Raw genomic sequence first — 26,040 nt, 5'->3', positions numbered from 1 at the left:
ATTAGATTTTTAAATCTAATTTTGGGAGGCCAGTTCAGTTTTGTTTCTATCTTCTATTTAATATAGTCTTTAAAAAATTGAAGCAGTGCTTCCATTTCCTCTCGTGTTCCAATAGTGATTCTCAGGTAATTATCAATTCGAGGCTTTTTAAAATACCGAACATAAATCTTGTTCTTCTTTGCTTCAGCAAATAATTCCTCTGCAGGAACTGTTTTGTGAGTTGCAAATATAAAATTAGCCATGGAGTCAGCAAATGAAAAGCCAAGTTTTTTCATTTCTTCTTTAAACCATTCTCTCGTCTCAATAATTTTCTTTCTTGTTTCCTGAAAATATGCTTCATCTTCCAGCACAGCTTTTCCCATTATAATAGAAGGTTCGTTCATTGTATATGAATTGTATGAATATTTCACATCATTCATTGCTTTAATCAGTTCTTTATTTCCGATAGCATAACCTATACGCAATCCGGCAAGAGAACGTGATTTGGAATAGGTCTGAACCACAAGAAGATTCTCATATTTTCTTGTAAGCTCTTTTGCTGTTGTTCCTCCAAAATCAATATATGCTTCATCTACGATTACAACAACATCCTGATTATATTTTATGATGTCTTCAACTGCATCTAAAGACAGCATGGCTCCTGTAGGTGCATTTGGATTTGGAAAAACAATTCCACCATTTTCGCCATAATAGTCTTCCGGTATAATATTAAAATCACCATCTAACGGTTTTGTCTCATATGGAATCTGGAACAAATCTGCCCAGACAGGATAAAATGAATATGTAATATCCGGAAACAGCACCGGTTTCTTTCCATTAAAAAAGGTTAAAAATGCGATTGCCAAAACATCATCTGATCCAACCCCTACAAATACTTCATCTCTTGTAAACCCATGATAATCTGCAATGGCATCAACCAGCTCTGCGGCTGCAGGATCCGGATATTTTCGAAGATTTTTAATATTTTCCATGGCTTCCAGAACCTTTGGTGATGGCGGATATGGATTTTCATTTGTGTTTAATTTAATAACATCCAGTTCTTTTGGCTGTTCCCCTGGTGTATACGGTTCCACATTTCTTACATTATCTCTCCAGCTGCTCATAATTCTCTCCCGTCTATTTATATTCATCCATCAATTTCTGGAACAATGGCAATGCTTTTTCAATACGTTCTGTAGGTACACAATAGGATATTCTCACATGTCCCGGACATCCAAAACTGTCCCCTGGAACGATCAGAAGATCGTACTTCTTGGCTCTCTCGCAGAAAGCATTTGCATCTTCTTCCAATGCTTTCGGGAATAAATAGAAGGCTCCTCCCGGTTCCACACATTCATATCCCATATCAACAAGTGCATTGTAGAATAAATCTTTATTTCTCTGATAAATAGAAATATCAGCAGTCAGATCCACACATTCCCCAACAACTTTCTGATACAATGTTGGAACGCTTACATAAGACAGCAGTCTTCCTGAAGCAATAAATACAGGCAGCAGATTTTCAAAATCTTCTGCTTCTGTCGGTGCAACAATATATCCTACACGTTCTCCTGGAATAGACAAAGATTTACTGAATGAATATCCTACCAATGTATTATTATAATAATGTGGCACATAAGGTACCTCAAAACCATCATAAACAATTTCACGATACGGTTCATCCGTAATAATATAAATACTGTGTCCATATTCTTCCTGCTTCTTTTCCAGTAAAGCAGCCAGACGTTTAATCGTATCTTCAGAGTAAACTACTCCTGAAGGATTGTTTGGCGAATTAATCAAAACTGCTTTTGTATTTGTATTTAAAGCCTTCTCTAATTCATCAAAATTAATCTGAAAACTTGTTGTATCTGCCGGAATCACAGTAAGCTTGCATCCCGCACCTTGTGCATACACCTGATATTCTGGAAAATACGGAGCGAATGTAATAATTTCGTCTTCCGGTCCATCCACAAGACTCTTAAAACAGATTCCCAGTGCTGCCGCTGCCCCGATTGTCATAAAGATATTGGCAGCTGTATAATTTGTTGCAAACCGCCGATTCAGAGACTGTGCAATAGCTTCTCTAACTTCTAAAATTCCTGCATTGCTTGTATATCCGTGTACATCCACAGGATCTAGTGTATTTAAAAACTTTAAAGCGGTTTCATCTACTTCTTTGGGTGCAGGTACACTGGGATTTCCGATACTGAAATCAAATACGTTTTCAGCACCTACTTCTCTGGCACGCTGCATTCCAAATTCAAAAATGTCACGAATGACAGAATGTTGTTTTGATAATTCTAGTACTTCTTTTGATAACATGCTCTCTCTCCTTTTCTTTCATACTATTTTATAGGAAAAAGCAGAAAAATACAATATTACATTCCCTCATCAATTGCATCCCGTAAACTTTTTGTAAATTCATATACCTTTTCAGGACTTTCTTCCCCATATTTACTGATGATTTTTACAATTGCGCTTCCTACAATGACACCATCACAGTACTGACTCATCATTTTTGCCTGTTCTGGTCCGGAAATTCCAAATCCAACAGCACATGGAATTTTGGCACTCTTCTTAATCACACTAAAGAATTCATCAAAATCTGTAGTAAATTTACTTCTTGTTCCAGTCACACCAATGGAAGAAACACAATACAAGAAGCCTTCTGCTTCTTTTGCAATAGTTGCGATTCGTTCATGGGATGTTGGTGTTACCAGACTGATATTATCAACTCCATGAGCTGTAGCACTTCCCTGAATTTCATCCTTTTCCTCAAATGGCATATCCGGAACAATGACACCATCCACTCCACATTCGTTACATAAATCAAAAAATCTCTCTGTCCCAAAACGGTAAATGGTATTTAAATAAAGCATCATCACAAAAGAAGTCTCTTTAATTTCTTCACGAAGCTCTTTTACCATATTGAAGATTCCAACTAAAGTTGTTCCTCCTGCCAGAGAATGCTGGCTGGCTTCCTGAATCACGACACCTTCCGCAATAGGATCTGAAAATGGTACTCCAATTTCAATAATATCTGCCCCGGCACGTACCATAGCTCTGATATTTTCTTTGGTAGTCTCATATCCATAATCACCAGAAACAATATAAGTAATCAGGGCTTTCTGCCCTTTTTCCATTCTTTTTGCAAATGTATCTCTAATTTTCATCTAACTCCACTCCTCTGTATCTTGCTACCTGATATACATCTTTATCTCCACGCCCTGACAGGCAAATGACAATACTTTGATCTTTTCTCATAGTTGGAATAATTTCCATAGCTGCTGCCACTGCATGGGATGATTCAATGGCAGGAATAATTCCTTCTGTTTTAGACAGATATTCAAAAGCTGAAACTGCCTGTTCATCGGTAATACTTACATAATCCGCCCGTCCGATTTCGTGAAGATGTGCATGTTCCGGCCCGATTCCAGGATAATCAAGTCCAGCTGAAATAGAATATACCGGATCAATCTGTCCTTCTTCATTCTGCAGGAACAAACTCTTCATTCCATGGAAAATTCCTTTGGTTCCTTTTGCAATGGTTGCTGCATGTTCTAATGTATCCACACCTCTTCCTGCTGCTTCTGCACCTACCAGGCGGACACTTTCATCTTTGATAAAATCATAAAATGCACCCATGGCATTGGATCCCCCTCCAACACAAGCGACCACACAATCCGGAAGTTTTCCTTCCTGCTCCTGCATTTGCTGTCTGGTTTCTTCTCCGATAATTTTCTGGAAATCTCTTACCATGGTAGGATATGGGTGAGGCCCCATAACAGAACCAATACAATAAAATGTTGTTTCAATATTTGTTGCCCAGTCTCTCATCGCTTCATTAATAGCATCTTTTAAGGTTCTGGTTCCACTCTGTACTGCAACAACTTTGGCTCCAAGAAGTTCCATACGATACGCATTAAGACTCTGTCTTTCCACATCTTCTGCACCCATGTAGACCACACATTCCATATCAAACAGTGCCGCAACTGTTGCTGTTGCTACTCCGTGCTGTCCAGCTCCTGTCTCTGCAATAATACGTTTCTTACCCATTCGTTTTGCAAGAAGAATCTGTCCCAGAACATTATTAATCTTATGAGCTCCTGTATGATTCAAATCTTCTCTCTTTAAATAAACTTTTGCTCCGCCCAGATCTTCTGTCATTTTTTTTGCAAAATACAATAATGATGGTCGATTTGCATATTCTCTGTAATATTTGTGAAGTTCTTCCAGAAACTCCGGATCATTTTTATATTTTTCATATGCTTCATTCAGTTCATTGACTGCATTCATAACGATTTCCGGTACATACTGTCCACCGTACTCTCCAAATCTACCTATTTTACTCATTTTTTCCTCCTGTGATTTCCATGATTTTTTTCATTTTATCTAAATCTTTCTTTTTTTCAGTTTCAATTCCACTGGAAATATCAATTCCATAAGGATCAATCCTTTTTATGATATTTCCAGTGTTTTCTATGGTTAATCCCCCCGCCACAAAAAATGGTTTCTCGATGGATGCCTGTTCAATCAATGAAACATTCATTAATTTCCCTGTTCCCCCATAAGCATCTTCTGAGAAACTATCTAATAAAATTTTATCTGCAGAAAGTTTCTGTACTTTTTCAATATCTTCTGCTGCACGGACTCTTGCCGCTTTCCAGATTTCAAGCCCTGTCTTTTCCCGAAGTCCGGTAATAACCTCTTCTGTTTCATCTCCATGAAGCTGAATGATATCCAAAGGAACTTCCTTTGCTATCTGAACCATAACGTTCATAGATTCATTAACAAAAACCCCTACGGCTTTGATTTCCGGATTTAATGCCTTTTTTAATTTTACAGCAGTTTCTATACTGATCTTTCGCCACGTATCTGCAAAAATAAATCCGATATAATCTGGTCTTACTTCATTGGCATATTCAATATCTTCTATCCTGCGAAGACCGCACATTTTTACTTTCATAAGCTGCTCCGTAATTCCTGCATAGTTTCTGCAATATTATCTGAACGCATAAATGTTTCTCCAATCAGTACCGCGTCTGCTCCCTGATTTCTTACATTTAACAGGTCCTCTTTCCCTTTCATTCCGCTTTCAGATACCAAAACTGCTTCATATGGTATCTTATCCGCCAGCTTGGAAGTTGTACTTAGATCTACATCAAAAGTTTTCAAATTCCGGTTGTTGATGCCGATAATATCACATCCACAGGAAACAACTTTTTTCAATTCCTCCTCGTTATGTACTTCTACCAGACAATCCATACCAAGGCTCTTCCCTAATTCATACAATTCCTTTAATTTATCTTCTTCTAAAATTGCTGCAATCAGCAGAATTGCATCTGCACCAAGAACTTTTGCTTCATAAACCTGATAAGCGTCAAAGATAAAATCTTTCCGAAGCATTGGAATCTCAACTTTTGAACGAATATCTGCGAAATACTTGCTGCCGCCTTTAAAATAATGTTCTTCTGTCAGGCAGGAAATTGCCGATGCTCCGGCATTTTCATAAGCCACTGCTGTTTCCACCGGGCGGAAATCTTCGGCAATGATTCCTTTGGAAGGAGATGCTTTTTTTACTTCTGCAATGACTGATAACCCTTCTTTTTCCAAAGCCTGTTTAAAACCATGATTTTTATTTGAGGAATTCTGGGCCATCTCTTTCATTTCTTCAAACGGTATATACTCTTTTTCCCTTTGAAGCTGTTTTTCTCTTTCTTCTACAATATCATCTAAAATCATTTAAAACTCCTAACATGCTGCTGTAAATTCTACAAACTCATTTAATTTTTCCATTGCTTTTCCAGAATCAATCATTTCTTTTGCAAGATCTATTCCTGCTTTTAAGGACTCAGCCTTTCCAACCGTATATAATGCAGCACCTGCATTTAATAAAACAATATCCCTTTTGGCACCTTGTTCTTTTCCAGAAAGAATATTTTTGGTAATCTCAGCATTTTCCTGGGCAGTACCACCAACAATATCTTCTTTATTATAAAGAGATAATCCATAATCTTCCGGATGAATCGTATATTCTTTGATTTCTCCATGATCAACTTCCGCCACACTGGTCGTAGAAGAAATAGATAATTCATCCAGTTTGTCATCTCCGTAAACTACCATGGCATGTTTAATTCCCAGATTATTTAATACATTTGCAATGGTATGAACCAATGGTTTTTCATAAACACCAAGAACAATATAATCTGTCTTTGCCGGATTTCCTAAAGGTCCTAGAATATTAAATACTGTACGAATTCCCAGCTGTCCGCGAACCGGACCTGCATATTTCATTGCTCCATGATGTGTTTGTGCAAATAAAAATGCCACACCTACTTCATCTACACATCTTTTATTTTCCTCCGCAGATAATCCGATTTTGGCTCCCAGAGCTTCCAGTACATCTGCAGCCCCGCTTTTGGATAATACACTGCGGTTTCCATGTTTCGCCACCTTGGCTCCTGCTGCAGCAATAACAAAGGATGCTGTTGTTGAAATATTAAAGCTGGCTGCCAGATCCCCGCCTGTTCCTACAATATCAATGGCATCTGTCTCGCCTTCCACAATAACTGCATTATCTCTCATAGCTCTGGCACATCCGGATATTTCTTCCGGTGTTTCTCCATTGATACGAAGTGCTGTAATAAATCCTGCAATCTGTGCTTCTGTTGCTTCCCCTTTAAAGATAATGTTCATTGCTTTGTATGCTTCTTTTTCTATTAAATGCTTTCCATCTGCAACCTTTGCTAAAATATCCTTCATTGTCTGCTCCTTTTTTCCGTCTAAATTAATGTCTGCAATGTTTTCTAAAAAGTTTTTTAAAATTTGTTTTCCTGTATCTGTTAATATGGATTCCGGGTGAAACTGGATTCCATATACATCGTATTTTTTATGTCGAAGTGCCATGATCTGTCCTGACTCATCAGATCCTAGAACCTTTAAACACTCTGGAAAACTGTCTCCATCCACAATTAAAGAATGATAACGGGCTGCACTGATCTTAGGATTTAATCCCTGAAACAAAGAATCTGTTGTGTCTATATCAATAACACTTTTTTTACCATGCATCAGCTCTTTTGCATGTACGATTTTTCCTCCAAATACTTCTCCAATTGCCTGATGTCCAAGACAAATTCCAAGGATTGGTATTTTCCCTGCAAAGTATTTGATAGCCTTTTTTGATATTCCTGCAGAATCCGGAAATCCAGGTCCTGGTGAAATTACCAATGCTTCCAGATCCATCTGTTCCATTTCTTCTATGGTAATCTGATCATTTCTTACTACTTCTATATTTGGATACAATTCTCCAATGTACTGATAAACATTATAAGTAAAGGAATCGTAATTATCGATTAATAAGATCATAACTTTGCCGCCTCCTTAATTGCATTGATTACTGCCAGCGCTTTGTTTTTCGTTTCCATATATTCTTTTGCCGGAACAGAATCTGCTACAATCCCTGCCCCCGCCTGTACATAGCCTTTTCCATCTTTAAATACAGCTGTCCGAATGGCAATACAGGTATCAATATTTCCGTCAAATGCTAAATAACCAACCGTTCCTCCATAAACTCCTCGTTTTTTGTTTTCCAGCTCATCGATAATCTCCATGGCACGAACTTTCGGTGCTCCGGATAAAGTTCCAGCTGGCAGGACACTCATCAGTGCATCCAGGGCTGTTTTATCATTTCTTAACTCTCCCTGCACATCGCTGACCAGATGTGTCACTTTGGAGTACTGCTCTACCGTCATAAAATTGTTTACTTTTACGGTTCCAAATTTGCTGACCCTTCCGATATCATTTCTTCCAAGATCCACTAACATGGTATGTTCTGCCCGTTCTTTCGGATCATTCATCAGCTGCTCTACCAGTTTCTGATCTTCTTCCTTGGTCTTTCCTCTTGGAACTGTCCCTGCAATCGGCTTTGTTGTTACAATTCCCTGATCGACTCCCACCAGTTTTTCTGGAGAAGATCCGACCACCTGATAATCTACAAAATCAAAATAATACAGATACGGAGATGGATTAGAAGTACGCAGGCAACGATAAACATCCAATGGATCAACATCACTTTCTACTTCCATTCTCTGTGAAAGTACCACCTGGAAAATATCCCCGTCTTTAATGTATTCTTTTGCCTTTCTTACATTTGCCTCATACTCTTCTTTTGTCAGATTGGATTTCACCTGAATATCTCCGGCTTCAAAACGATCCTTTTGTAAAGATACCGGACGTTCCATTTTCTTTAAAATCAGTTCTGCTTTATCTTCCAGATCCTTATAAACCCGTTTTACATCATCACCCTGATAAATGTTTTGAATAACGATTGCTTTACTTGTCAAATGATCATAAGCAATAAGCTCATCGTACATACATAAATGACATTCCGGCATATGAAGGTCATCTTCCGGAACATTGGTCAGACGCTTTTCTACATAACGAATGGTGTCATAACCAAAATATCCGATCAAACCGCCGGTTAAATAAGGCTGATCTTCTATCATCGGTGACTGATACTTCTTTACCAGACTGATTAGATAAGAAATATGATCTTCCACAATTTCCTTGTTTCCATCAATATCAATTTCATTACCCTGAATCTTTATCTCAGATTTTGGATTGACTCCAATAAAAGAATAACGCCCCCACTGATTGCTGTTCTCCACACTTTCCAAAATAAAACATGGAGTTCCTTCTCTTTTTAATGCCCGAAACATACGAATCGGTGTTAAATGATCTGCCAGTACCTCATAGAAAACAGGTACGGTCTGATATTCTTCTAATAATTCATTAACTTTTTCCAATGATGGATATAACATAATCTTGCCTCCTGATCATAAACCGATCGCCAGGTGGAGCATTTTTATTTTCAGGGAATTCAACGAAATCTCCTGGAAATAAAAAAGGCCTATCATCCCTAATCCTAGGGACGATAGACCGTGGTGCCACCCATATTTAAGAAACTCGTCCTGTATGTGCCTACAGAGAGAATTTCTCCTTCTTAAAGTACTCCGCTATTGAAAGCTTTTATACCTCGTTCCCGTAACGTGGGATAACGGCGACAGTTACTTAGTTACTAAAAACAGTTCTCTGTGCTCCTCACAAATCCATTCACTCATATCATATCCATAGTTTTGCACCAACCAACTACTCTCTGTAAGACTGTATTATAAGCTACTTACTTTTGCTCAAAGGATTTATCACTTTAATCTGCTAAATTGTTTTTTATTATTATATGCACATTATTTCAATTTGTCAACTATTTTTTTATACCTGGCAGCTTGCGACAATTTTATATTCTTCCGGAATTCCATATGTATTTTCTACTGGTCCCAGTTTCCACTGAACATTGCAAAGAACCTGTTCAATAACTCCTTCAAAATACAGCATTGCAATTCCCGCATCAATCTGCTCTTCATATTCGTTGGTTTCTTCATCCTCGCGGACTGCAAGAATAATCTTGGCTCCGTCAATAATAAATCTCCATGGCTGGCGGTTTAATGTAGATGGAGCTCTTCTTGCATAATCCATTGGATCGTATAAAGCACGTTCTACCAATGTATCAACATCTGCTTCTTCACCCCATTTGTCAATATATACCATCTGCTGAAGCGGCATTCTTTCAGCACCAGTCTGTGCTTTCTTCTGCATATCAACCTGTGTATAATTTCCTCCAGTCTGTACTCCTCCGGTTGTCAGTTTTCTTGCTTTCTTTCCATATCCCAAAGCAATAATTCCAACGACTTCTTTATCTGTCACGATATTCAGCTTATGAATAATTGTTTTGCTGTCCTCAAAAGTAATCCAGCAGGAATTTACACCTAACTCATGAGCTCTCAAGCAAATTCCTTCTCCCACGTAACCTGCATTCTCAATATAATGATCTTTTTTCTCAGAAAGAAGAATAGCATAATGAGGTGCATTAATAAAAATTCCTTTATATCCTGCAAAACCATCCAACTGGCGATAAACATCGTCATTATCCATAAAACGGATGTCAATTGCTATATCATCTACCAGTTTCGGACATTCTCTTGCATAATCTCTGATTTCCTTTGCTGTCTTCGCATCTACTTTTTTGTCCTTATAATCACGAACGGAATATTTATTTGCGATTGTCTGTCTGTAATCCATACTGATCAGCTCCTTTTTCTGTATCCATCAAGTTTATTGTTTGGTTTTATTATATCATACTCGCATTATATTTCCAAAATAATCTGGAATTCTTTATCTAAATTTATTTAATCCTGATGATTACCGTTTTCTTCTTTCCGCTTCGTGTACCGATGTACAGCAGTTTTAACTGCTTTTCTAATGAAATAAAAAAATAAGTTTGAAAGGTACCCGTCTGCTCCTCATTATGGATACCCTTCAAACCATCCATGTATCAAACCATTGATTTGGTTTCTATAAAAATACTCCCCTTTTCCCGAGCACTTTTATTATAATAAATCATGGGCTTCTTCCACAATATGTGCCAGTAATTGGTCAAAAATATTTACCAGATATTATTGACAATATATTTTTATCACATTAGTATATTAATGTAGTTTTTATACAACAAAAAGGGAAGTGATGATTAATATGAATCAGCTAGCAAATTACTGCAACGAATTATTTTTAGCCGAAGAGACTAGTTTATACCATTTCTGCAAGAGCCACGATTTAGAGAGGATAAGTATTCGCAGATTATTAAAAGGAGAAAGACTTCCAAAGGAGGAAGTCTTTGAAGCATTCGCAAATGCTCTTTCTTTAACACCGGAGGAATCCAGAAAACTTCATGAATTATATCAGCGGCAGAAGCTTGGCACACTGCGTTATGAAAACAGAATTTTTATTAAAGAATTTTTAGATGAGATTGGAGCCAACTATATTTCTGATTTTCAATTTTTTAAAAATGTTTCGTCCAGTTATGATAATAACCTGATAGAACAGACAACTATGAAGATTGATCATCCATTGGAGCTGTCTCGTGTTTTTCAGCATCTTTTATTAATAGAAGAAAAATATATTTACAGTAATATTCCTGTAAGTAAATCTCTGTTTTTTGAATCTGTCCAGCAGATTTTTTATAGCGGAAAACAATCTGTTCCTTTTTATCATTTTCTGACACTCTAAAAAAAAACTGACATCCAATCATATCTTATTTATATCTGCAGATTGCAAGGAGGGTATACTATCTGCAGATCCTGTGCTGATTGATGTTCATCACAGGAAATGCCAAAAAATGATACAACAATCACGACCATTTATCTATCATTCATCCGATCCAACCAACATGATAGAATACTATTATTCTGTTTCAAAAACATCCTCCCGCCCTTTGTTTTCCTTGGACTTTTTTCCATGTTTGTTGAAGATTTATTCCGATGAATTATTTCTTCCTCAACTGACAGAGGCATTTCGCAATAATGAAAAACTGATATGGATAGTTGAAACCTTATTCAATGTAAATGCCAACTATCCTCCATATGAAGCGTTTCTATCTTACGAAGGTTTAATACGCTTTGCAAAAACAGGAGAACTCTGTCAAAGCTGCCGTCATATTTTAAAACCATTTTCTAAGGAACAGAGAAAAATCATTTTAGAAAAAGTTGCAAATTATTGTACAGAAGGATCCTATCATCTTCACATTTTACCGAAAAATTATTTTCGCAATCTTCCGGAAATCAATTTGGAAATATTCAGTGATCACCGTGTGACCATGTTTTCCATGAGCCAGGAAAACTTATTCTCATTTTTTTATCTGAAAGAAAACAGTATCTATGATTCCTTTTATGATTATTTTGAAAGTTTACTGGAAAATCCCGATGTATCTTCCCTTAAAGAAACCACAGCGATTTTAAAGGAGATTATAAAAAAATATCTTTAGTATATCGAAAAAGAAAAACTTTTTATACAAATTACGCAAAAAATTCTTGCATTCAAATAAATTTTCTATACTTTTACCAATTTTTCTTTTATCATTCATGTGCTAACATAATATATAGAAGATATTGAAAAGGAAAGGATACAAATTCATGAAAAAGAAATCATCAATTATTACAGTTGTTTCAGCAACCGTATTATTACTTATATTATCAATACCAATCAGCTCCTATGCTGCCGATACAACTTCATCTACGTCAAAATATTCTGTTACAGTAAATAATCATACAGAATTAACATTAACAGATGTTGTTCTGGCTTATGACAATCAGGATCTTCACAACATAGAAGATATTAAATCCGGAGACAGTCATACATTCGTTGTGAATACTACAAAGAATCAGCCAGAAACTGATTTTACAATTTCCGGAAAAACAGATGAGGGAAAATCATTTTCAAAATCTTATCATTATAAGGACTTAGATGATTCCTATATCACTCTATCTCCTGACAGCTGTAAAAATCTTTCTACTTCTTCCTCTTTTTTGGAATAAACAGAAATAAATTTATATTTCCAGTGTGATTTCATATGCCTGCAGCCAGTAATTGACCTGCAGAAGAAATGCAATCATCTGAGGACCAGCCATCAGCTGTCCATACCATGGTTTTCCATAATCTTTTGGACTATTCAGGAAATTTTCAAGCTTCACCGGATCTATCAGCTGGATGATCGGTGAAGTTTTTTTCTGCATAACTTTTTGAAGCTCTACAGACAGCAGTTTCTCATATGTCGGATCATATGTTTTCGGATAAGGGCTCTTTCTTCGATATAAAACTTCTTCTGGAAGATCCTTCTCACCGGCGGCACGAAGCAGTCCTTTTACGATTCCGTCTTTACATTTCATTTCCCACGGAACATTATATAAATATTCCACAATTCGATGATCTGCAAACGGAACTCTAGCTTCCAGTCCTGAATACATACTGGTACGATCCATTCGGTCAAGGAGCGTTGTCATAAACCAATGAAGATTTAAATATGATATTTCCCTTCTTCTGGCTTCTATTTTATCTTCTCCATAAAGCTTCGGTGTTTCTTTTATTGTTCTCTGATAAGCCTCTTTGGAATAAGCCTCCAAATCAACCTTTTCCAGAATATCATCACGAAGCAGCATTTTTCTAGGCTCCATATCCATAGACCACGGAAAATTATCTGCTTCAAAACATTCCTTTTTATGAAACCATGGATAACCGCCAAATATTTCATCGGCACATTCCCCGGTTAAAGTCACCTTATTATAATCCACAACTTTAGAACAAAAATATAGCATAGATGATTCTACATCCGCCATACATGGCAAATCCCTTGCATCTACTGCTTTATAAAGATAGGAAATCAATTCCATATTCCTGCATTCCAGATAAATATGCCTGGTTTCTGCATATTCCACCATCCGGTCCACCCATGGCCGGTCTTCTGACGGCTGAAATGCATTTGCCTGGAAGTACTGATGATTGTTATGAAAATCAAAAGAAAACGTATTCAGCTGCTTTCCCTGTTTATGAAGTTCTTTTGCACAGATAGACGTTACCAGACTGCTGTCCACACCACCGGAAAGAAATGTGCTGATTGGAATATCTGACAGCATCTGCATTTTTACCGCATCATGAATCAGCCAGGAAGTTTTTTCAATGGTATTCTGAAGGGAATCTTCATGAGGCTTCCCTTCCAGCTGCCAGAAAGTATGGTCTTTTAGTCCCTCTTTTTCATATTCCAGAAAATGTCCCGGCAAAACTTCCTTTACATTTTTGAAAACTCCTTTTCCATAGGTCTTTGCCGGTCCAAGTCCAAAGATTTCTCCCAGCCCCTCCCGGTCAATCACCGGCTTTACTCCCGGATATGCAAACAATCCTTTGATCTCCGATGCAAAAATCAAGGTATTCCCCAACTCTGTATAAAACAACGGTTTTACTCCCAACCGGTCACGAAACAGGAATAATTTTTCCAGCATTCCATCCCAAATGGCAATGGAGAAAATTCCATTTAATCTTTTTACAAACGATGTTCCATACCTCATATATCCAACCAGAATCACTTCTGTATCGCTATTGGTCTCAAACCTGGCACCTTTTTTCTCCAATTCTTTTCGCAGGGATAGCATATTATAAATTTCCCCATTGAAAATAATCGCACATTCCCTGTAATCTTTTTTCCTTATCATCGGCTGATGCCCATTTTTCAAGTCAATGATGGAAAGCCTCACATGCCCCAATCCACATGTTTTATCCAGATAATAACCTTCATCATCAGGCCCCCGGTGTTTCTGGACCTGATTCATTTGATTTAAAACTCTTTCCCATTTTTCTCTGGAATAAAGATAATTTTCTTCCAGATTTGAAAATCCTGCAATGCCACACATATTCTGTCACCTCAATTTCATTTAACTTGTTTATTTCCAATCACAGGCTGATACTGTTTTCCCTCCATGGCTTTTAAAATCGTTGGAATCAGCAATTCCGTATATGCCGTCATGGAGTTAGGCTTCTTTACGGGATCATCCTGACCAAATGGAACAAAAAAGATATTTTTACTATTTAAAAGATACCCGATATTTTTCAGATTCATACCTAATGCATCATTTGTGGAAAGTGAAATCACCACCGGTTTCCCATTTCTTAAATGAGCTTTTGCCGCCATCAGCACTGGTGTATCGGTAATCCCATTGGTCAACTTTGCCATGGTATTTCCCGTACAAGGTAAAATTACCAGAATATCCAGACATCCTGTAGGTCCTATGACTTCTGCCGCTTCAATGGTCTTCATAGGTTCATGTCCTGTCAGTTCCTGTGCTTTTTGAAGAAAATCTGCTGCTTTTCCAAAACGGCTGTCAACCGTCTGGGCCGTATCAGAAAAAATCGTCTGAACAATGGCTCCTTCTTCTACCAGATGTCTGATTTCCTGAAATGCTTTTGCATAAGTACAAAATGAACCTGTGATAGCAACACCGATCCTCAAATTTTCAAGTTTCATTTTTCATTCCTCCCTTTCAGCTCCAGCACTTTTTCAGCCAAACGGATTCCTGAAGATTTTGGTGCATAAATACCAGGAAGGCTAGGACAAAGATAGGAACGGATTCCCAGTTCTTTTGCTGCTTTCTGATCAACACCACCTGGAAACGAAGCTATATCCACAATACAGGCATCTTTGGATAATCTTTTCAACACACTGCCTTTTAACACCACAGCCGGAATTGTATTAAAAATATAATCAAACCGCAAAATGTGCCTGGATAATTCTGAAAAGTCCATACAGTCAAATCCGGCAGCCTCTCCCTGACTCCTGGCTGTTTCCCCTCTGGCACAAATAGTAACTCTGGCATCTAAACCTTTCAATTTTCCTGCCAGAACTTTTCCGCATCTTCCATAACCAAGAACCAGGCAACGACTTTGATGAAGATTCACCGGTTTTAGCTCCATAGCCTTTACGATAGCTCCTTCTGCAGTGGCAATAGCATTATAAATTGCCACATCATCCATTTTCATAAAATCATAAACCTGCACATTTTTTTGTCGGCATGCTTCTAAAACTTCCGCAGAAATACAACCTCCAAATAAACTCTGGCCTTCCTGTAAATTTGCAACCAGTTCCTTTAATCCTAAATTAAGATGCTTCTTTTTCGAAATGATACGTTCCCCGTCTTTGGAAAATAAAACCGGTCCGATCACACACTGTGCTTCCGTAATGGCTTCAAAAAAAGACCTGGCCAGTTTACAATCCCTGTCCAGATCCTTCTCTTCTGTTCCATATACAATAACCCTATATCGACGATTTTTTAAATAATTTGCCAAATATACCTGACGGCGATCTCCGCCAATTACTGCGAAATCATACTGCACCTGCTACCACTCCTGAATATCCTTCTGATAATATATGTATGAATACGTCAAAAGGTTCCTTCTCAGAACACAAAAGGAGACCTTGAATTTCAAAGTCTCCTGATGGCTTCTGTATACTTTTATAACCTATTTCCCATATCCGTTTGGATGAGTGCTATGCCACTTCCATGCAGTTGCAATAATTTCTTCCAGATCTGCATGTTCCGGCTTCCATCCAAGGATTTTTTTAGCCTTTTCACTGGATGCGATCAATATTGCAGGATCTCCGGCACGACGTTCTTCTTCCACTGCTTTGATTGGTTTTCCTGTTACTTTTCTAGCCGTTTCAATCACTTCTTTTACAGTAAATCCAACCCCATTTCCAAGATTGAAGATATTGCTTTCATTTCCCTCCATCAGATATTTTACAGCAAGGATATGTGCCTGTGCCAGATCAGTTACATGAATATAATCTCTGACACATGTACCATCCTTGGTAGGATAATCTGTTCCAAAAATGCTGATCGCTTCTCTTTTTCCATTTGGTACCTGAAGGATCAATGGGATTAAATGAGATTCCGGATTATGTGCTTCTCCGATTTTTCCACTGACATGTGCACCACATGCATTAAAATATCTGAGAGAAACATAACGAAGCCCATGGGCTTTTCCTACCCATTTAAACATTTTTTCCATAGAAAGCTTGGTTTCTCCATATGTATTGGTCGGCTCTGTTCTATCACTTTCAAGAATCGGAACTTTCTCCGGTTCTCCATAAGTTGCGGCAGTTGATGAAAATACAATCTTATCAATTCCATGGGCCACAAGAGATTCCAGCATAGTCTTTGTTCCGCATAAATTATTATCGTAATATTTTAATGGATTGACCATACTCTCACCGACCAGAGAATTGGCAGCAAAATGGATCACTGCATCAATATCTGTCTCCTGATCCAAAACACTATCAACAAAAGCTCTGTCTCTTAAATCTCCCTTATAAAACTTCGCTTCTGGATGAACAGCTTCAATATGACCCGTTTCCAGATTGTCAATAATGACTACTTCATCACCGGCATCCACCAGCTCATATACTGTGTGAGATCCAATATAACCTGCTCCACCTAATACTAAAATTTTCATGTTTCTCACCTTTCCTATAATACTGCAATAAATCTTTCGAAAGCTTTTCTGCCTTCTTTATTACATTTATATACTCCTGCGTCTTCCAAAACTTTAACAAATACCTGTCCGATTTCCTCTTTCAGGATATCCATTACATTATCTTCATTTATCTCATCATATTTTGGCAAAAACTCATGAACCCAGTCAATGTGCTTCTTTAATTCCTCGTACTCTTCAAAAGGTTTTCTTTGTACAAGACATTCTGCCAGTAATTCCATTTCTCCTTTTAGGCGGGAAGGAAGTACCGCAAGCCCCATTACTTCAATTAGTCCAATGTTTTCCTTCTTAATATGATGATACTCATTATGCGGATGATAAAGTCCCAATGGACACTCTTTTGTGGTAATATTATTTCGAAGAGTCAGATCCAGTTCATATACATCACCTTTTTTTCTTGCGATCGGAGTGATCGTATTATGTGGATCTCCATCTGTTTCAGCAAAAATATAAGCTTCTTCATCCGTATATCCACGCCAGCTTTTTAAAATATGATCTGCCAGATCGATCAAACGTTTTTCATCTTTATGCCGGATCCGAATCACAGATAAAGGCCAGTGGACAATTCCTGCTTCTACATCTTCATATTCTGGAATTACAAAGTTTTTTTCAATTTGAGCTCGTTCCATGGCGAATTCATAATGTCCTCCCTGAAAATGATCATGTGTTAAAATTGACCCACCAACAATAGGAAGATCGGCATTAGATCCGAGAAAATAATGTGGAAACTGTTTGACAAAATCAAAAAGCTTGATAAATGTATTTCGATCGATCTTCATTGGTGTATGTTCTCCGTTAAATACGATACAATGTTCATTATAATAAACATATGGAGAATATTGAAATCCCCATTTGCTTTGATTGATCGTGACTGGAATGATACGATGATTCTGTCTTGCCGGATGATTCATTCGTCCTGCATATCCTTCATTTTCCATACATAACTGACATTTTGGGTAAGAACTCTGCTTTGCATTTTTAGCAGCCGCGATCGCCTTAGGATCCTTTTCCGGTTTGGAAAGATTAATGGTAATATCAATGACTCCATAAGGACTATCTACTTTCCATTTCATATCCTTTTTCACACGATATCTGCGGATATAATCGGTATCCTGACTAAAATTATAATAAAATTCAGTTGCAATTTCCGGACCTTGTTTGTAAAGTTTTTTAAACTTACCAATAACCTCACTTGGTCTGGCAACCATGACACCCATTAATTTTGTATCAAACAAATCTCTGGTAACAATATCATTACTTTTGATAATATATCTATCATATGCCTCATCCACAAGCGCATTTAAAATATCTTCTAATATGATCTCTTCTCCGGATATATCCGGTTCTTCATATTCATCCAATTTGAAAATTTCTAAATACTGATTTATGGTATATGTTTTATCTTCCGGTTGAATCAGTTCTTTCTGTAGTCCATATTCCACCAGTTTTGCTATTTCTTTTTGTAATTTCATGACTATTCCACCTCAAATCTGTAGGAGGTAACAGAATGATATTCCTGTCCCCTTCTTAAAATAACTTTGGGATCCTTTTCAATATGAATGGAATCAGGCAAAAACTGAGTTTCCAAAGCAACTCCATCTCTATTTTCATAAGGTTTTCCATTCTTTCCATTGCATCCACCGGCAAGAAAATTTCCTGTGTACATCTGAATTGCAGGAAGACTTGTGGATACGATGAGTTTCCTTCCGGAAACCGGATCATAAAGCACTGCCTGATCAGAGGATTTATTTACCAAAAACGAATGATCATAGCCACCTGCCAATTTTAACTGATCATGTCCGTCGTTGATTCTCTCGCCTATTTCATGAAATTCTCTAAAATCAAACGGTGTATCCTCAACATTGAGAAATTTTCCATTTGTAAGACAATTTTCATCAACACAAGCAATCTGATCTGCCGCCATCTTCAATTGATGGTGATATATTTTATCCTTTCCACCAGTCAAATTAAAATAGGAATGATTGGTTATATTGACCAATGTATCCTGATCGGAAACAGCTTCATACTCTATCTTTATTGTATTGCCTTCTAACCGATAACTTACTTCTAAACGCAAGCTTCCCGGATATCCTTCTTCCATATCCGGTGATAGATAAATAAATCTTACACCGTCATCCAGTATTTCATATTGGAATAATTTTTGATTAAACCCTTCTTTTCCCCCATGAAGATGATTGGATCCATCATTTGCAGCCAATGAATACGTGGTTCCATTTAACTGAAATTTTGCTCCGGCAATACGATTGGCAACACGTCCTACCACTGCACCCATATAACTGCCGTCATGATGGCAATCTTCAATATCTTCAAAACTTAATACTACATCGTCCTCCGTTCCTTCCCGGTCTTTTGTGAAGATTGAAAGAATATGACATCCAAGATTTGTAACTTTTACCCGCAAATCTTCATTTTTTATTTCAAAAAAAGTAATTCCATTATCTCTTTTTTCCGTAATTTTAACTTCCGTCATTTATAAAACCTTAATTCCGCCATATTTACGTACTTTTAAAATATGGCATGCCCCTTCTCCAAATACATTTTCTATAGTTTCTTTATACATTCCTACAATATCATTTGGTACAAATGCCTGAATGGTTCCTGCAAATCCTCCTCCATGGACACGGCTGACTCCTTTATCTCCTAAAGCTACATCACTAATTGCCAGCCCGATAGACATGCTCTGATTTTGCAACTCATGATTTGAATATACATTCTGCAGATATTTAAATGAAGAATCACCGGATGCCTTAATGAGCTTTTTAAATGTTTCAAAATCTCCATCTTCCAATGCCTTCACCTGTTCATCTACACGTTTATTTTCTTCAAATAAATGCATTGCACGTAAAACCGCACGATCCCCAAGAATTTCTCTTATTTTAGGTAAATTTAAGTAAAATTCATTTTTATCAACTTTTCTAAGTACATCTTCATCAAAGAAATTTGCTACTTTTTTCATTTCCTCCGGAATGGCAGCATAATCATCTGTCAGATCCGCATGAGAACCTTTTGTATCAACAATGCATAAGCTGTGTCCATATGCTTCGAAATCCACATCTACCTGTTTTACGATTGGATTTTTTGGATCCTCAAAATCAATATTGATCAGACCTCCAACAGCAGATGCCATCTGATCCATCAATCCACAAGGTTTTCCAAAAAAGACATTTTCTGCATACTGTCCGACCTGTGCGATCAGTACTTCATCAATTTTCATGTCGTTGTAGAGACCGGAAAAAATATTTCCAAGGAGTACTTCAAAAGCAGCAGAAGATGACATTCCGGCTCCATTTAAAACATCACTTGTAATATAAGCCTCAAATCCGCCAATTTCATATCCTTCTTCTTTCAATTTGGAAGCAACACCTCTGGTCAGGCTTTCGGAAGTTCCTTCTTCTCCTTCTTTTGGCTCTAAAGAACTTAAATGTACTTCAAATTTCTCATAACCTTCAGATTTAATGGTAACTGTTTCATCTTCTGTTTTGGCTACGATTGCAATGGCATCCAGATTAATAGATGTTGCAAGAACTTTTCCATACTGATGGTCTGTATGATTTCCTCCAACTTCACTTCGTCCAGGTGCACTGTAAATCTCTATTTCTTTTTCTCCGTATAATGTCTCAAAATTTTCCAACGCTTTTATATAACGTTCTTTCTGATATTCCAGTACATTCTCGGCCACATAAATGTCTTTTAAAAGCTTCTGATATTTCCCCTCTTCAAATTCTTTCATTAATTTCTTTGTGTTACTAGGCATTAATCTGTTTTCTCCTTTCTTCTTTCCCTCCTAATTTAGTAATCTTCCAGAAGTGTATATTTCTTTCAGTTTTCCCTGTCGACAAAATTATAGTAACATTTTTAGTAAAATAATTCAATTTAATTTTACTAAATTATTTACCAAAATATTCACTTAAATTTTAGTTAGTTTTACTAAATTATATTTACTTTTGCTTTTATATAATTTTTGATATAATAAAAAGGAAATAAATTTCAGGAAGGATCATAAATATGGCAACGATCAAAGATATTGCAAAAAAGGCAAACGTTTCAGCGGCAACTGTATCCAGAATCTTAAATCAGGATGATACCTTAAGTGTTACGGAACAGACCAGGGAAAAAGTGCTAAAAGTCGCACAGGAACTGAATTATACAAAAAAAAGAACATCAAATCAGCAAATTACACTTGGTATCTTTCAATGGTATTCTTTATTTCAAGAACTGGAAGATCCTTATTATCAGGCCATCCGAATCGGGATTGAAAATTACTGTGCCTCCCGTCAGATAGATGTTGTCCGCACTTTTCAAAGTGACTCAAATTATATCGATGCATTAAAAGGAGTGAACGCCTTAATTTGTATCGGAAAATTTAATGAACAACAGATCCACTCTTTTGAATCCATTACAAAGAATATTATTTTTGTTGATATGAAAACCTCCAGAATCCACTGTAATACTATTGTTCTTGATTTTCGTCAGGCCGTCATTGATGCCATGGATTATTTGACAAATCTGGGACATCATCATATTGCATACCTGGGGGGCAAAGAATATTTAGAAGACGGTAATATCTATTATGAAGAACGAAAAGATACTTTTGTAAATTACTGTAAGGATCACGATATCATCTATAAACCTTATCTTTTAGAGCAGGAATTTTCAGCAGAATCCGGCTATCAGATGATGATGAAACTCATCAAAAATAATCATATTCCAACTGCTGTTTTTGCTGCCAGTGATCCCATTGCCATTGGTGCAATGAGAGCCTTATATGAAAATGGATATAAAGTTCCAGATGATATTTCTGTCATGGGATTTGATGATATTAATGTTGCCAGCTTTTCAAATCCTTCTTTGACAACAGTTCATGCTCCTGCAGAATTTATGGGTGAATATGCTGCACATTATGTAACTCTATTGACAAAAGACACAGCGGTAGAATATCAAACTCCCGTGCGTTTAACACTTCCTTGCAGCCTCTCGATCCGAAAAAGCTGCTCCATTCCTCGAAAAACAACATAATCAGGAAATCACGGATGGTACAAGTGTTTTGCACCATCCGTTTTTCATCACAGAATTATAAATCCTGGAATGTCTGCATGGTCTTTATCACACCTGGAAGATTTCTATACTCTTCTTCCTTTTCTTTTTCACATATCACGATAATATTTCTGCATCCAGCCTCATAGGCATTGCGGATTCCGGAAAAAGAGTCTTCATAAACCAGTATATCTTCCATAGGGATACCTATTATTTTTGCAGCATCCTGAAACATTTCGACCTTATTTTCATAAGTCCCATCATCATAAACAATGGAAGAAGGTACAATCCAGTAATCAAGGCCAAAAGACTTTCTGAAAAAATCTATGTTTTCTTTTATTGATGCACTTGCAATGGTAAATGGTACTCTTTTTTGCTTTAATTTTGCAAAATAATCTTTTACCCCTGCCACAAGATGAAAAGAATCCTGATCTTCCTGACAAAATTTTCTGTAATATTCTTCTTTTAATAAAGAATATTTTTTTATTTCATCTTCTGACGCTTTTCCATCAGTCATATAACGAATAATCTGATCATTTGGAGTTCCATTAAATTTTTCATGAAGTTCTTCCTCTGTAATCTCTTTGTTCCTCAATTTCATAGAAACAGCATTCCATGCTTTGATATGTTTATCATTATCAAAAAAAAGTGTTCCATTAAAATCAAAGATGACCCCTTTACAACCTTTCATGATCTATACCTCTTTTGTTTCACTAACTTTTTTATACCAATATGCAGATTTTTTCGGATAACGTTCCTGGGTTTCAAAATCCACGTAGAACAGACCATAACGTTTGTTATATCCATTAGACCATGAGAACATATCCATTAAAGACCATACAAAATATCCTTTCACATTTGCTCCTTCGTCAATTGCCTTGGCAATCCATTGTAAATGACGTTTGATATAATCGATTCGCGGAGCATCATCGACTGTTCCATTTTCAAAATCGTCTTTATATCCCATTCCATTTTCTGTAATATAGATTGCCTTATAATTTGGATACTGATTTTTGATTCGAATAATCATGTCGTACAGGCCTTCCGGATAAATTAGCCAATCCCAATCTGTTCGATCAATTCCATCTTTGAACATATGCTCACTGATTCCCTTTAATCGATATACAGATGTTCCTTTTGCTCCAGTACCATTATGATGAATTTGGTTTTCTCCATCATATTGCTGTACAAAATGACTCTGATAATAGTTGATTCCAAGGTAATCATTCTTAGATGCAGCTTTCTTCAAAAGTTCCATATCAGAGACTTTTGGTGTAAATGCTTTATTTTCTAAATTATATATAAAATTGATATGTTCTATTGTTTTTGCTGAATAATATCCCAGTAATGTTGCATCTAATAAAAACTGATTTGTCAATGCATCTTCTCTTTCTGCTGCCAGAACATCTCCCGGTTTTTTTTCATCGAATGGATATTTGGTTTCCAGAGAATGAATGATTCCTATCTTTCCTTTATAACCACCCTCTTTGAATGCGATGACTGCTCTTGCATGAGCCATCATCATTCCATGCATAGATTCCACTGCTTTTATAACATCATATTTTTCTCCCGGTGGAAAAGTTCCTGTAATATACTGTCCGGAAGAAACCGGCCAGATCTCGTTGAATGTAAACCAGTAACGGACATCATCTTTATATTCTTCAAAACAGAACTTTGCATATTTTTCAAAGCAATCAATCGTATGAGGATTCAGAAAATCTCCATTTTTGTGCAATTCATTTGGAGTATCAAAATGATGCAGTGTAATAAATGGTTCAACTCCATTTTCTTTGCATTTTTTGAAAAGTGCGTGATAGAAATCTACTCCTTCCTGATTGATTTCTCCCTCCCCTGTCGGGAAGATTCTGGACCATGCAATGGAAATACGGATTCCATTGATTCCAAACTGCTTACAAAGTTCTAAATCTACCGGATATTTATGATAAAAATCACTGGCTGGATCAGGGCTGAACCAGCCCTGTTTCTCCAGATAATCATCCCAAGCAACCCTTCCTTTTCCATGAGTCTTGGATTCTCCTTCACATTGATATGCTGCTGTAGCTCCACCCATGATAAAATCTTCTGGTAATCTCATGATTATTCTTCTCCTTCCAAAATCTTAAACACAAATTTGATTGCTGCTTCCGGATCTCGTGTCAATGAAATATATTGTTTACCTTCACATGCGACACATTTGATTCCCAAACGATCGGTATCTTTTTTCAGATCCTGATAAAAAGATGCCACCTGCGGAGCTAAGACAACAAGATCATAGTCCTGCATGATATCTGTATGTGCTCCATATGCCCCTGCGGCTGCAATCAATGGAATACCTTTTTCTTTTGCAGCTTTTTTCAGAGCATTCGCTAATAATCCTGAAGTTCCTCCACCAGCACACAGTACAAGGATTCTCTTGGATTTTAATGTATTTGCATCCACTTCAATCTGATGTTCCTCTTCTTTTACTTCGTCCATGCCTTTTTCTTTCTCTTCTTCACATTTCTGGATATCGTAAACCTTAAAGAATGGATAATATACAACAAAGTCAAGTACAAGTAATAATACTGCTAAAATCAATACTTTAATTCCCATTCCACATCCCAGGAATAATCCTAATGGACCTGGAGTTGTCCATGGAAGAATATATAAGAAAGAGTTCATTCCAATGACATCAACAAAAATCTTGAACAACCATACATTTAAAATCGGTGTAAAAATAAAAGGTACAAAGAAAACAGGATTTAAAATCAATGGTGCTCCGAACAGGATTGGTTCATTAACTCCAAACAAAACAGGAACAGAAGAGGCTCTTCCAATTGCCTTTAACTCTTTTGATTTTGCAAGGAAGGCAAACATTAATGTGACGACCAAAGTTGCTCCAGTACCACCAAGAGTAGCTACAAACTGCTGCACACCTGGTGTTAAAATATTTGTTGCATGACTTCCTGCCTGATATAACTGCAGATTGTTTGCGATATTTACATAGTAGATTGCAGATACTGCCGGTTCTACAATGGCCGGACCCTGAATACCAACAAACCAGAACATCGCCATAGCTCCATAGATAATTGCAAGTCCAACATATCCATCAGCTGCTGTAAACAGTGGCTGGAATACCTGGATCACTGCCTGAGCAAAACAAATATCAAACTGTTTTCTGAACAAGAAATCAAACACTGTCAGAATAACAACACAGGCTGCAAACGGAATAACATCTTTGAATGTCTGAGAAATATTTGGCGGAACTGCCTCCGGCATTTTAATGGTAATATTTCTTTTGATAAATATTTTATAAATATTCGCTGTAAAGAATGCCACAAGAAATGCTGTCAATAATCCCTTAGATCCCATATATCCGGATGCAAAGCCATCTTTGATAGAATCAACTGCTACGACCATAAATCCGATCATGGAACACATCATAGTAGAAATTGCATTGATCTGATTATCTACCGGCATATCCCTGTTAAAAGATTTGGTCAAATGGTAACATGTTGTTCCTGCTACAACCAGTCCCAATAATCCCATGGAATAGTTATATGGTTTCATTAAAAATGCTTCCACTGTTTTGCTCCAGTATAATCCAAAAATATTTGGTACATACGCCAAAAGCATAAAAATACTTGAGAATAATACGATTGGCATTGCAGAAATAAATCCATCCTTAATTGCTTTTAAGTATCTGTTTCTTGCTACGGCATCAAAGTAAGGTTTTAATTTTTCTATTGATTTGATTAGTTTATTCATAACTTATCCCCTCTTATCTTAATCTCTATAAACGTCAATCAATGTTCCTATGATGTCCTTCAGCAAAAGTGATGTCATTAAATGATCCTGTGCATGTGTCATAATAAATCCCATATTTACAGTTCCCCCATTTGCCTCTTCTTTCATAACGTCCATCTGTGCATCATGGGCATCATTCAGACATTGATTTGCCTGTTCGATCAATTTATCACACTCTTCAAATTGTTTATTTTTTGCTTTTTCCAATGCCAGTAAAAGTTTAGAGCGTGCATCTCCTGAATATGATACGATTTCAAAACTTATCATTGTTAATTCTTCTTTATTCATAAGTTA

24 protein-coding genes and 1 other annotated feature are annotated in these 26,040 nt (G+C 36.9%); of the genes, 4 read left to right on the top strand and 20 right to left on the bottom strand.

Annotated elements, in window-relative coordinates; translation table 11 throughout:
- Positions 1 to 53: 53 nt before the first annotated feature.
- The 9 genes from hisC to KTB61_RS00680 all read right to left on the bottom strand — a co-directional run bounded on the left by hisC (position 54) and on the right by KTB61_RS00680 (position 10,116).
- Positions 54 to 1,103, bottom strand: a complete 1,050-nt coding sequence (gene hisC / locus KTB61_RS00720) for a histidinol-phosphate transaminase (RefSeq protein WP_216696597.1) — start codon at positions 1,101 to 1,103, stop codon at positions 54 to 56.
- A gap of 13 nt (positions 1,104 to 1,116) precedes the next feature.
- Entirely contained in the window at positions 1,117 to 2,304 is a 1,188-nt protein-coding gene (locus tag KTB61_RS00715; RefSeq protein ID WP_075759162.1) for a pyridoxal phosphate-dependent aminotransferase, read from the bottom strand.
- Between the two features lie 56 nt (positions 2,305 to 2,360).
- Positions 2,361 to 3,155, bottom strand: a complete 795-nt coding sequence (gene trpA, locus KTB61_RS00710) for a tryptophan synthase subunit alpha (protein WP_075759163.1) — start codon at positions 3,153 to 3,155, stop codon at positions 2,361 to 2,363.
- On the bottom strand, positions 3,145 to 4,335 hold the full coding sequence (trpB, locus tag KTB61_RS00705) for a tryptophan synthase subunit beta (RefSeq protein WP_075759164.1): 1,191 nt from the start codon (positions 4,333 to 4,335) through the stop codon (positions 3,145 to 3,147). Before trpB ends, trpA begins: the two co-directional genes overlap by 11 nt.
- Complete coding sequence (locus tag KTB61_RS00700; protein WP_075759165.1) at positions 4,328 to 4,948, bottom strand: phosphoribosylanthranilate isomerase; 621 nt, start codon at positions 4,946 to 4,948, stop codon at positions 4,328 to 4,330. Before KTB61_RS00700 ends, trpB begins: the two co-directional genes overlap by 8 nt.
- A complete protein-coding gene (trpC, locus tag KTB61_RS00695; protein WP_216696596.1) occupies positions 4,945 to 5,724 on the bottom strand; it encodes an indole-3-glycerol phosphate synthase TrpC in 780 nt (259 codons plus the stop codon). Before trpC ends, KTB61_RS00700 begins: the two co-directional genes overlap by 4 nt.
- 9 nt (positions 5,725 to 5,733) lie before the next feature.
- On the bottom strand, positions 5,734 to 7,347 hold the full coding sequence (locus KTB61_RS00690) for a bifunctional anthranilate synthase component II/anthranilate phosphoribosyltransferase (RefSeq protein WP_216696595.1): 1,614 nt from the start codon (positions 7,345 to 7,347) through the stop codon (positions 5,734 to 5,736).
- Complete coding sequence (gene trpE / locus KTB61_RS00685) at positions 7,344 to 8,801, bottom strand: anthranilate synthase component I (RefSeq protein ID WP_075759168.1); 1,458 nt, start codon at positions 8,799 to 8,801, stop codon at positions 7,344 to 7,346. The genes KTB61_RS00690 and trpE overlap by 4 nt, the downstream gene beginning before the upstream one ends.
- Positions 8,802 to 8,904: 103 nt before the next feature.
- Positions 8,905 to 9,183 (bottom strand) — a binding site (T-box leader).
- A gap of 66 nt (positions 9,184 to 9,249) precedes the next feature.
- A complete protein-coding gene (locus KTB61_RS00680) occupies positions 9,250 to 10,116 on the bottom strand; it encodes a nitroreductase family protein (RefSeq protein ID WP_075759169.1) in 867 nt (288 codons plus the stop codon).
- A gap of 450 nt (positions 10,117 to 10,566) precedes the next feature.
- Here KTB61_RS00680 and KTB61_RS00675 point away from each other — a divergent pair, with 450 nt between their 5' ends.
- The 3 genes from KTB61_RS00675 to KTB61_RS00665 all read left to right on the top strand — a co-directional run bounded on the left by KTB61_RS00675 (position 10,567) and on the right by KTB61_RS00665 (position 12,404).
- On the top strand, positions 10,567 to 11,100 hold the full coding sequence (locus tag KTB61_RS00675; RefSeq protein ID WP_216696594.1) for a hypothetical protein: 534 nt from the start codon (positions 10,567 to 10,569) through the stop codon (positions 11,098 to 11,100).
- 109 nt (positions 11,101 to 11,209) lie between these two features.
- Positions 11,210 to 11,854, top strand: coding sequence for a hypothetical protein (locus tag KTB61_RS00670; RefSeq protein ID WP_216696593.1), 645 nt, complete (start codon positions 11,210 to 11,212; stop codon positions 11,852 to 11,854).
- Between the two features lie 148 nt (positions 11,855 to 12,002).
- Positions 12,003 to 12,404 (top strand): hypothetical protein, encoded by a 402-nt coding sequence (locus KTB61_RS00665; RefSeq protein WP_075759173.1) that lies wholly within the window; start codon positions 12,003 to 12,005, stop codon positions 12,402 to 12,404.
- 12 nt (positions 12,405 to 12,416) lie between these two features.
- On the opposite strand, the gene asnB is transcribed toward KTB61_RS00665, so the two are convergent.
- The 7 genes from asnB to KTB61_RS00630 all read right to left on the bottom strand — a co-directional run bounded on the left by asnB (position 12,417) and on the right by KTB61_RS00630 (position 20,680).
- Entirely contained in the window at positions 12,417 to 14,270 is a 1,854-nt protein-coding gene (gene asnB, locus KTB61_RS00660) for an asparagine synthase (glutamine-hydrolyzing) (RefSeq protein WP_216696592.1), read from the bottom strand.
- Positions 14,271 to 14,287: 17 nt separating this feature from the next.
- Positions 14,288 to 14,881, bottom strand: coding sequence for a dipicolinate synthase subunit B (locus tag KTB61_RS00655; protein WP_216696591.1), 594 nt, complete (start codon positions 14,879 to 14,881; stop codon positions 14,288 to 14,290).
- A complete protein-coding gene (dpsA, locus tag KTB61_RS00650; protein WP_075759176.1) occupies positions 14,878 to 15,747 on the bottom strand; it encodes a dipicolinate synthase subunit DpsA in 870 nt (289 codons plus the stop codon). Before dpsA ends, KTB61_RS00655 begins: the two co-directional genes overlap by 4 nt.
- Positions 15,748 to 15,873: 126 nt before the next feature.
- Positions 15,874 to 16,866 (bottom strand): UDP-glucose 4-epimerase GalE, encoded by a 993-nt coding sequence (gene galE / locus KTB61_RS00645; RefSeq protein WP_075759177.1) that lies wholly within the window; start codon positions 16,864 to 16,866, stop codon positions 15,874 to 15,876.
- Positions 16,867 to 16,880: 14 nt separating this feature from the next.
- Positions 16,881 to 18,377 (bottom strand): UDP-glucose--hexose-1-phosphate uridylyltransferase, encoded by a 1,497-nt coding sequence (gene galT, locus KTB61_RS00640; protein WP_075759178.1) that lies wholly within the window; start codon positions 18,375 to 18,377, stop codon positions 16,881 to 16,883.
- A gap of 2 nt (positions 18,378 to 18,379) precedes the next feature.
- Positions 18,380 to 19,396 carry an aldose epimerase family protein gene (locus KTB61_RS00635; RefSeq protein WP_075759179.1) on the bottom strand — a complete coding sequence of 339 codons (1,017 nt, stop codon included), beginning with the start codon at positions 19,394 to 19,396 and terminating at the stop codon, positions 18,380 to 18,382.
- Positions 19,397 to 20,680, bottom strand: a complete 1,284-nt coding sequence (locus tag KTB61_RS00630; RefSeq protein ID WP_216696590.1) for a galactokinase — start codon at positions 20,678 to 20,680, stop codon at positions 19,397 to 19,399.
- 251 nt (positions 20,681 to 20,931) lie between these two features.
- Between KTB61_RS00630 and KTB61_RS00625 the strand changes: the two genes are divergently transcribed.
- A complete protein-coding gene (locus tag KTB61_RS00625; protein ID WP_216696589.1) occupies positions 20,932 to 21,942 on the top strand; it encodes a LacI family DNA-binding transcriptional regulator in 1,011 nt (336 codons plus the stop codon).
- Between the two features lie 55 nt (positions 21,943 to 21,997).
- On the opposite strand, the gene KTB61_RS00620 is transcribed toward KTB61_RS00625, so the two are convergent.
- Genes KTB61_RS00620 through KTB61_RS00605 form a run of 4 tightly spaced genes read right to left on the bottom strand, consistent with a single transcriptional unit; the run spans position 21,998 to position 26,034 of the window.
- Positions 21,998 to 22,651: an HAD family hydrolase gene (locus KTB61_RS00620; protein ID WP_075759183.1), complete on the bottom strand. Its 654-nt coding sequence runs from the start codon at positions 22,649 to 22,651 to the stop codon at positions 21,998 to 22,000.
- Positions 22,652 to 22,654: 3 nt separating this feature from the next.
- A complete protein-coding gene (gene lacG, locus KTB61_RS00615; protein WP_216696588.1) occupies positions 22,655 to 24,055 on the bottom strand; it encodes a 6-phospho-beta-galactosidase in 1,401 nt (466 codons plus the stop codon).
- 2 nt (positions 24,056 to 24,057) lie between these two features.
- Positions 24,058 to 25,707 carry a PTS lactose transporter subunit IIBC gene (locus KTB61_RS00610; RefSeq protein WP_216696587.1) on the bottom strand — a complete coding sequence of 550 codons (1,650 nt, stop codon included), beginning with the start codon at positions 25,705 to 25,707 and terminating at the stop codon, positions 24,058 to 24,060.
- 18 nt (positions 25,708 to 25,725) lie between these two features.
- A complete protein-coding gene (locus tag KTB61_RS00605; protein ID WP_075759186.1) occupies positions 25,726 to 26,034 on the bottom strand; it encodes a PTS lactose/cellobiose transporter subunit IIA in 309 nt (102 codons plus the stop codon).
- Positions 26,035 to 26,040 lie beyond the last annotated feature (6 nt).

The sequence above is a fragment of the Anaerostipes faecalis genome (assembly GCF_018982945.1).
In the GTDB taxonomy this organism is placed as follows: domain Bacteria; phylum Bacillota; class Clostridia; order Lachnospirales; family Lachnospiraceae; genus Anaerostipes; species Anaerostipes faecalis.
This window is presented reverse-complemented; position numbering and strand designations above follow the sequence as displayed.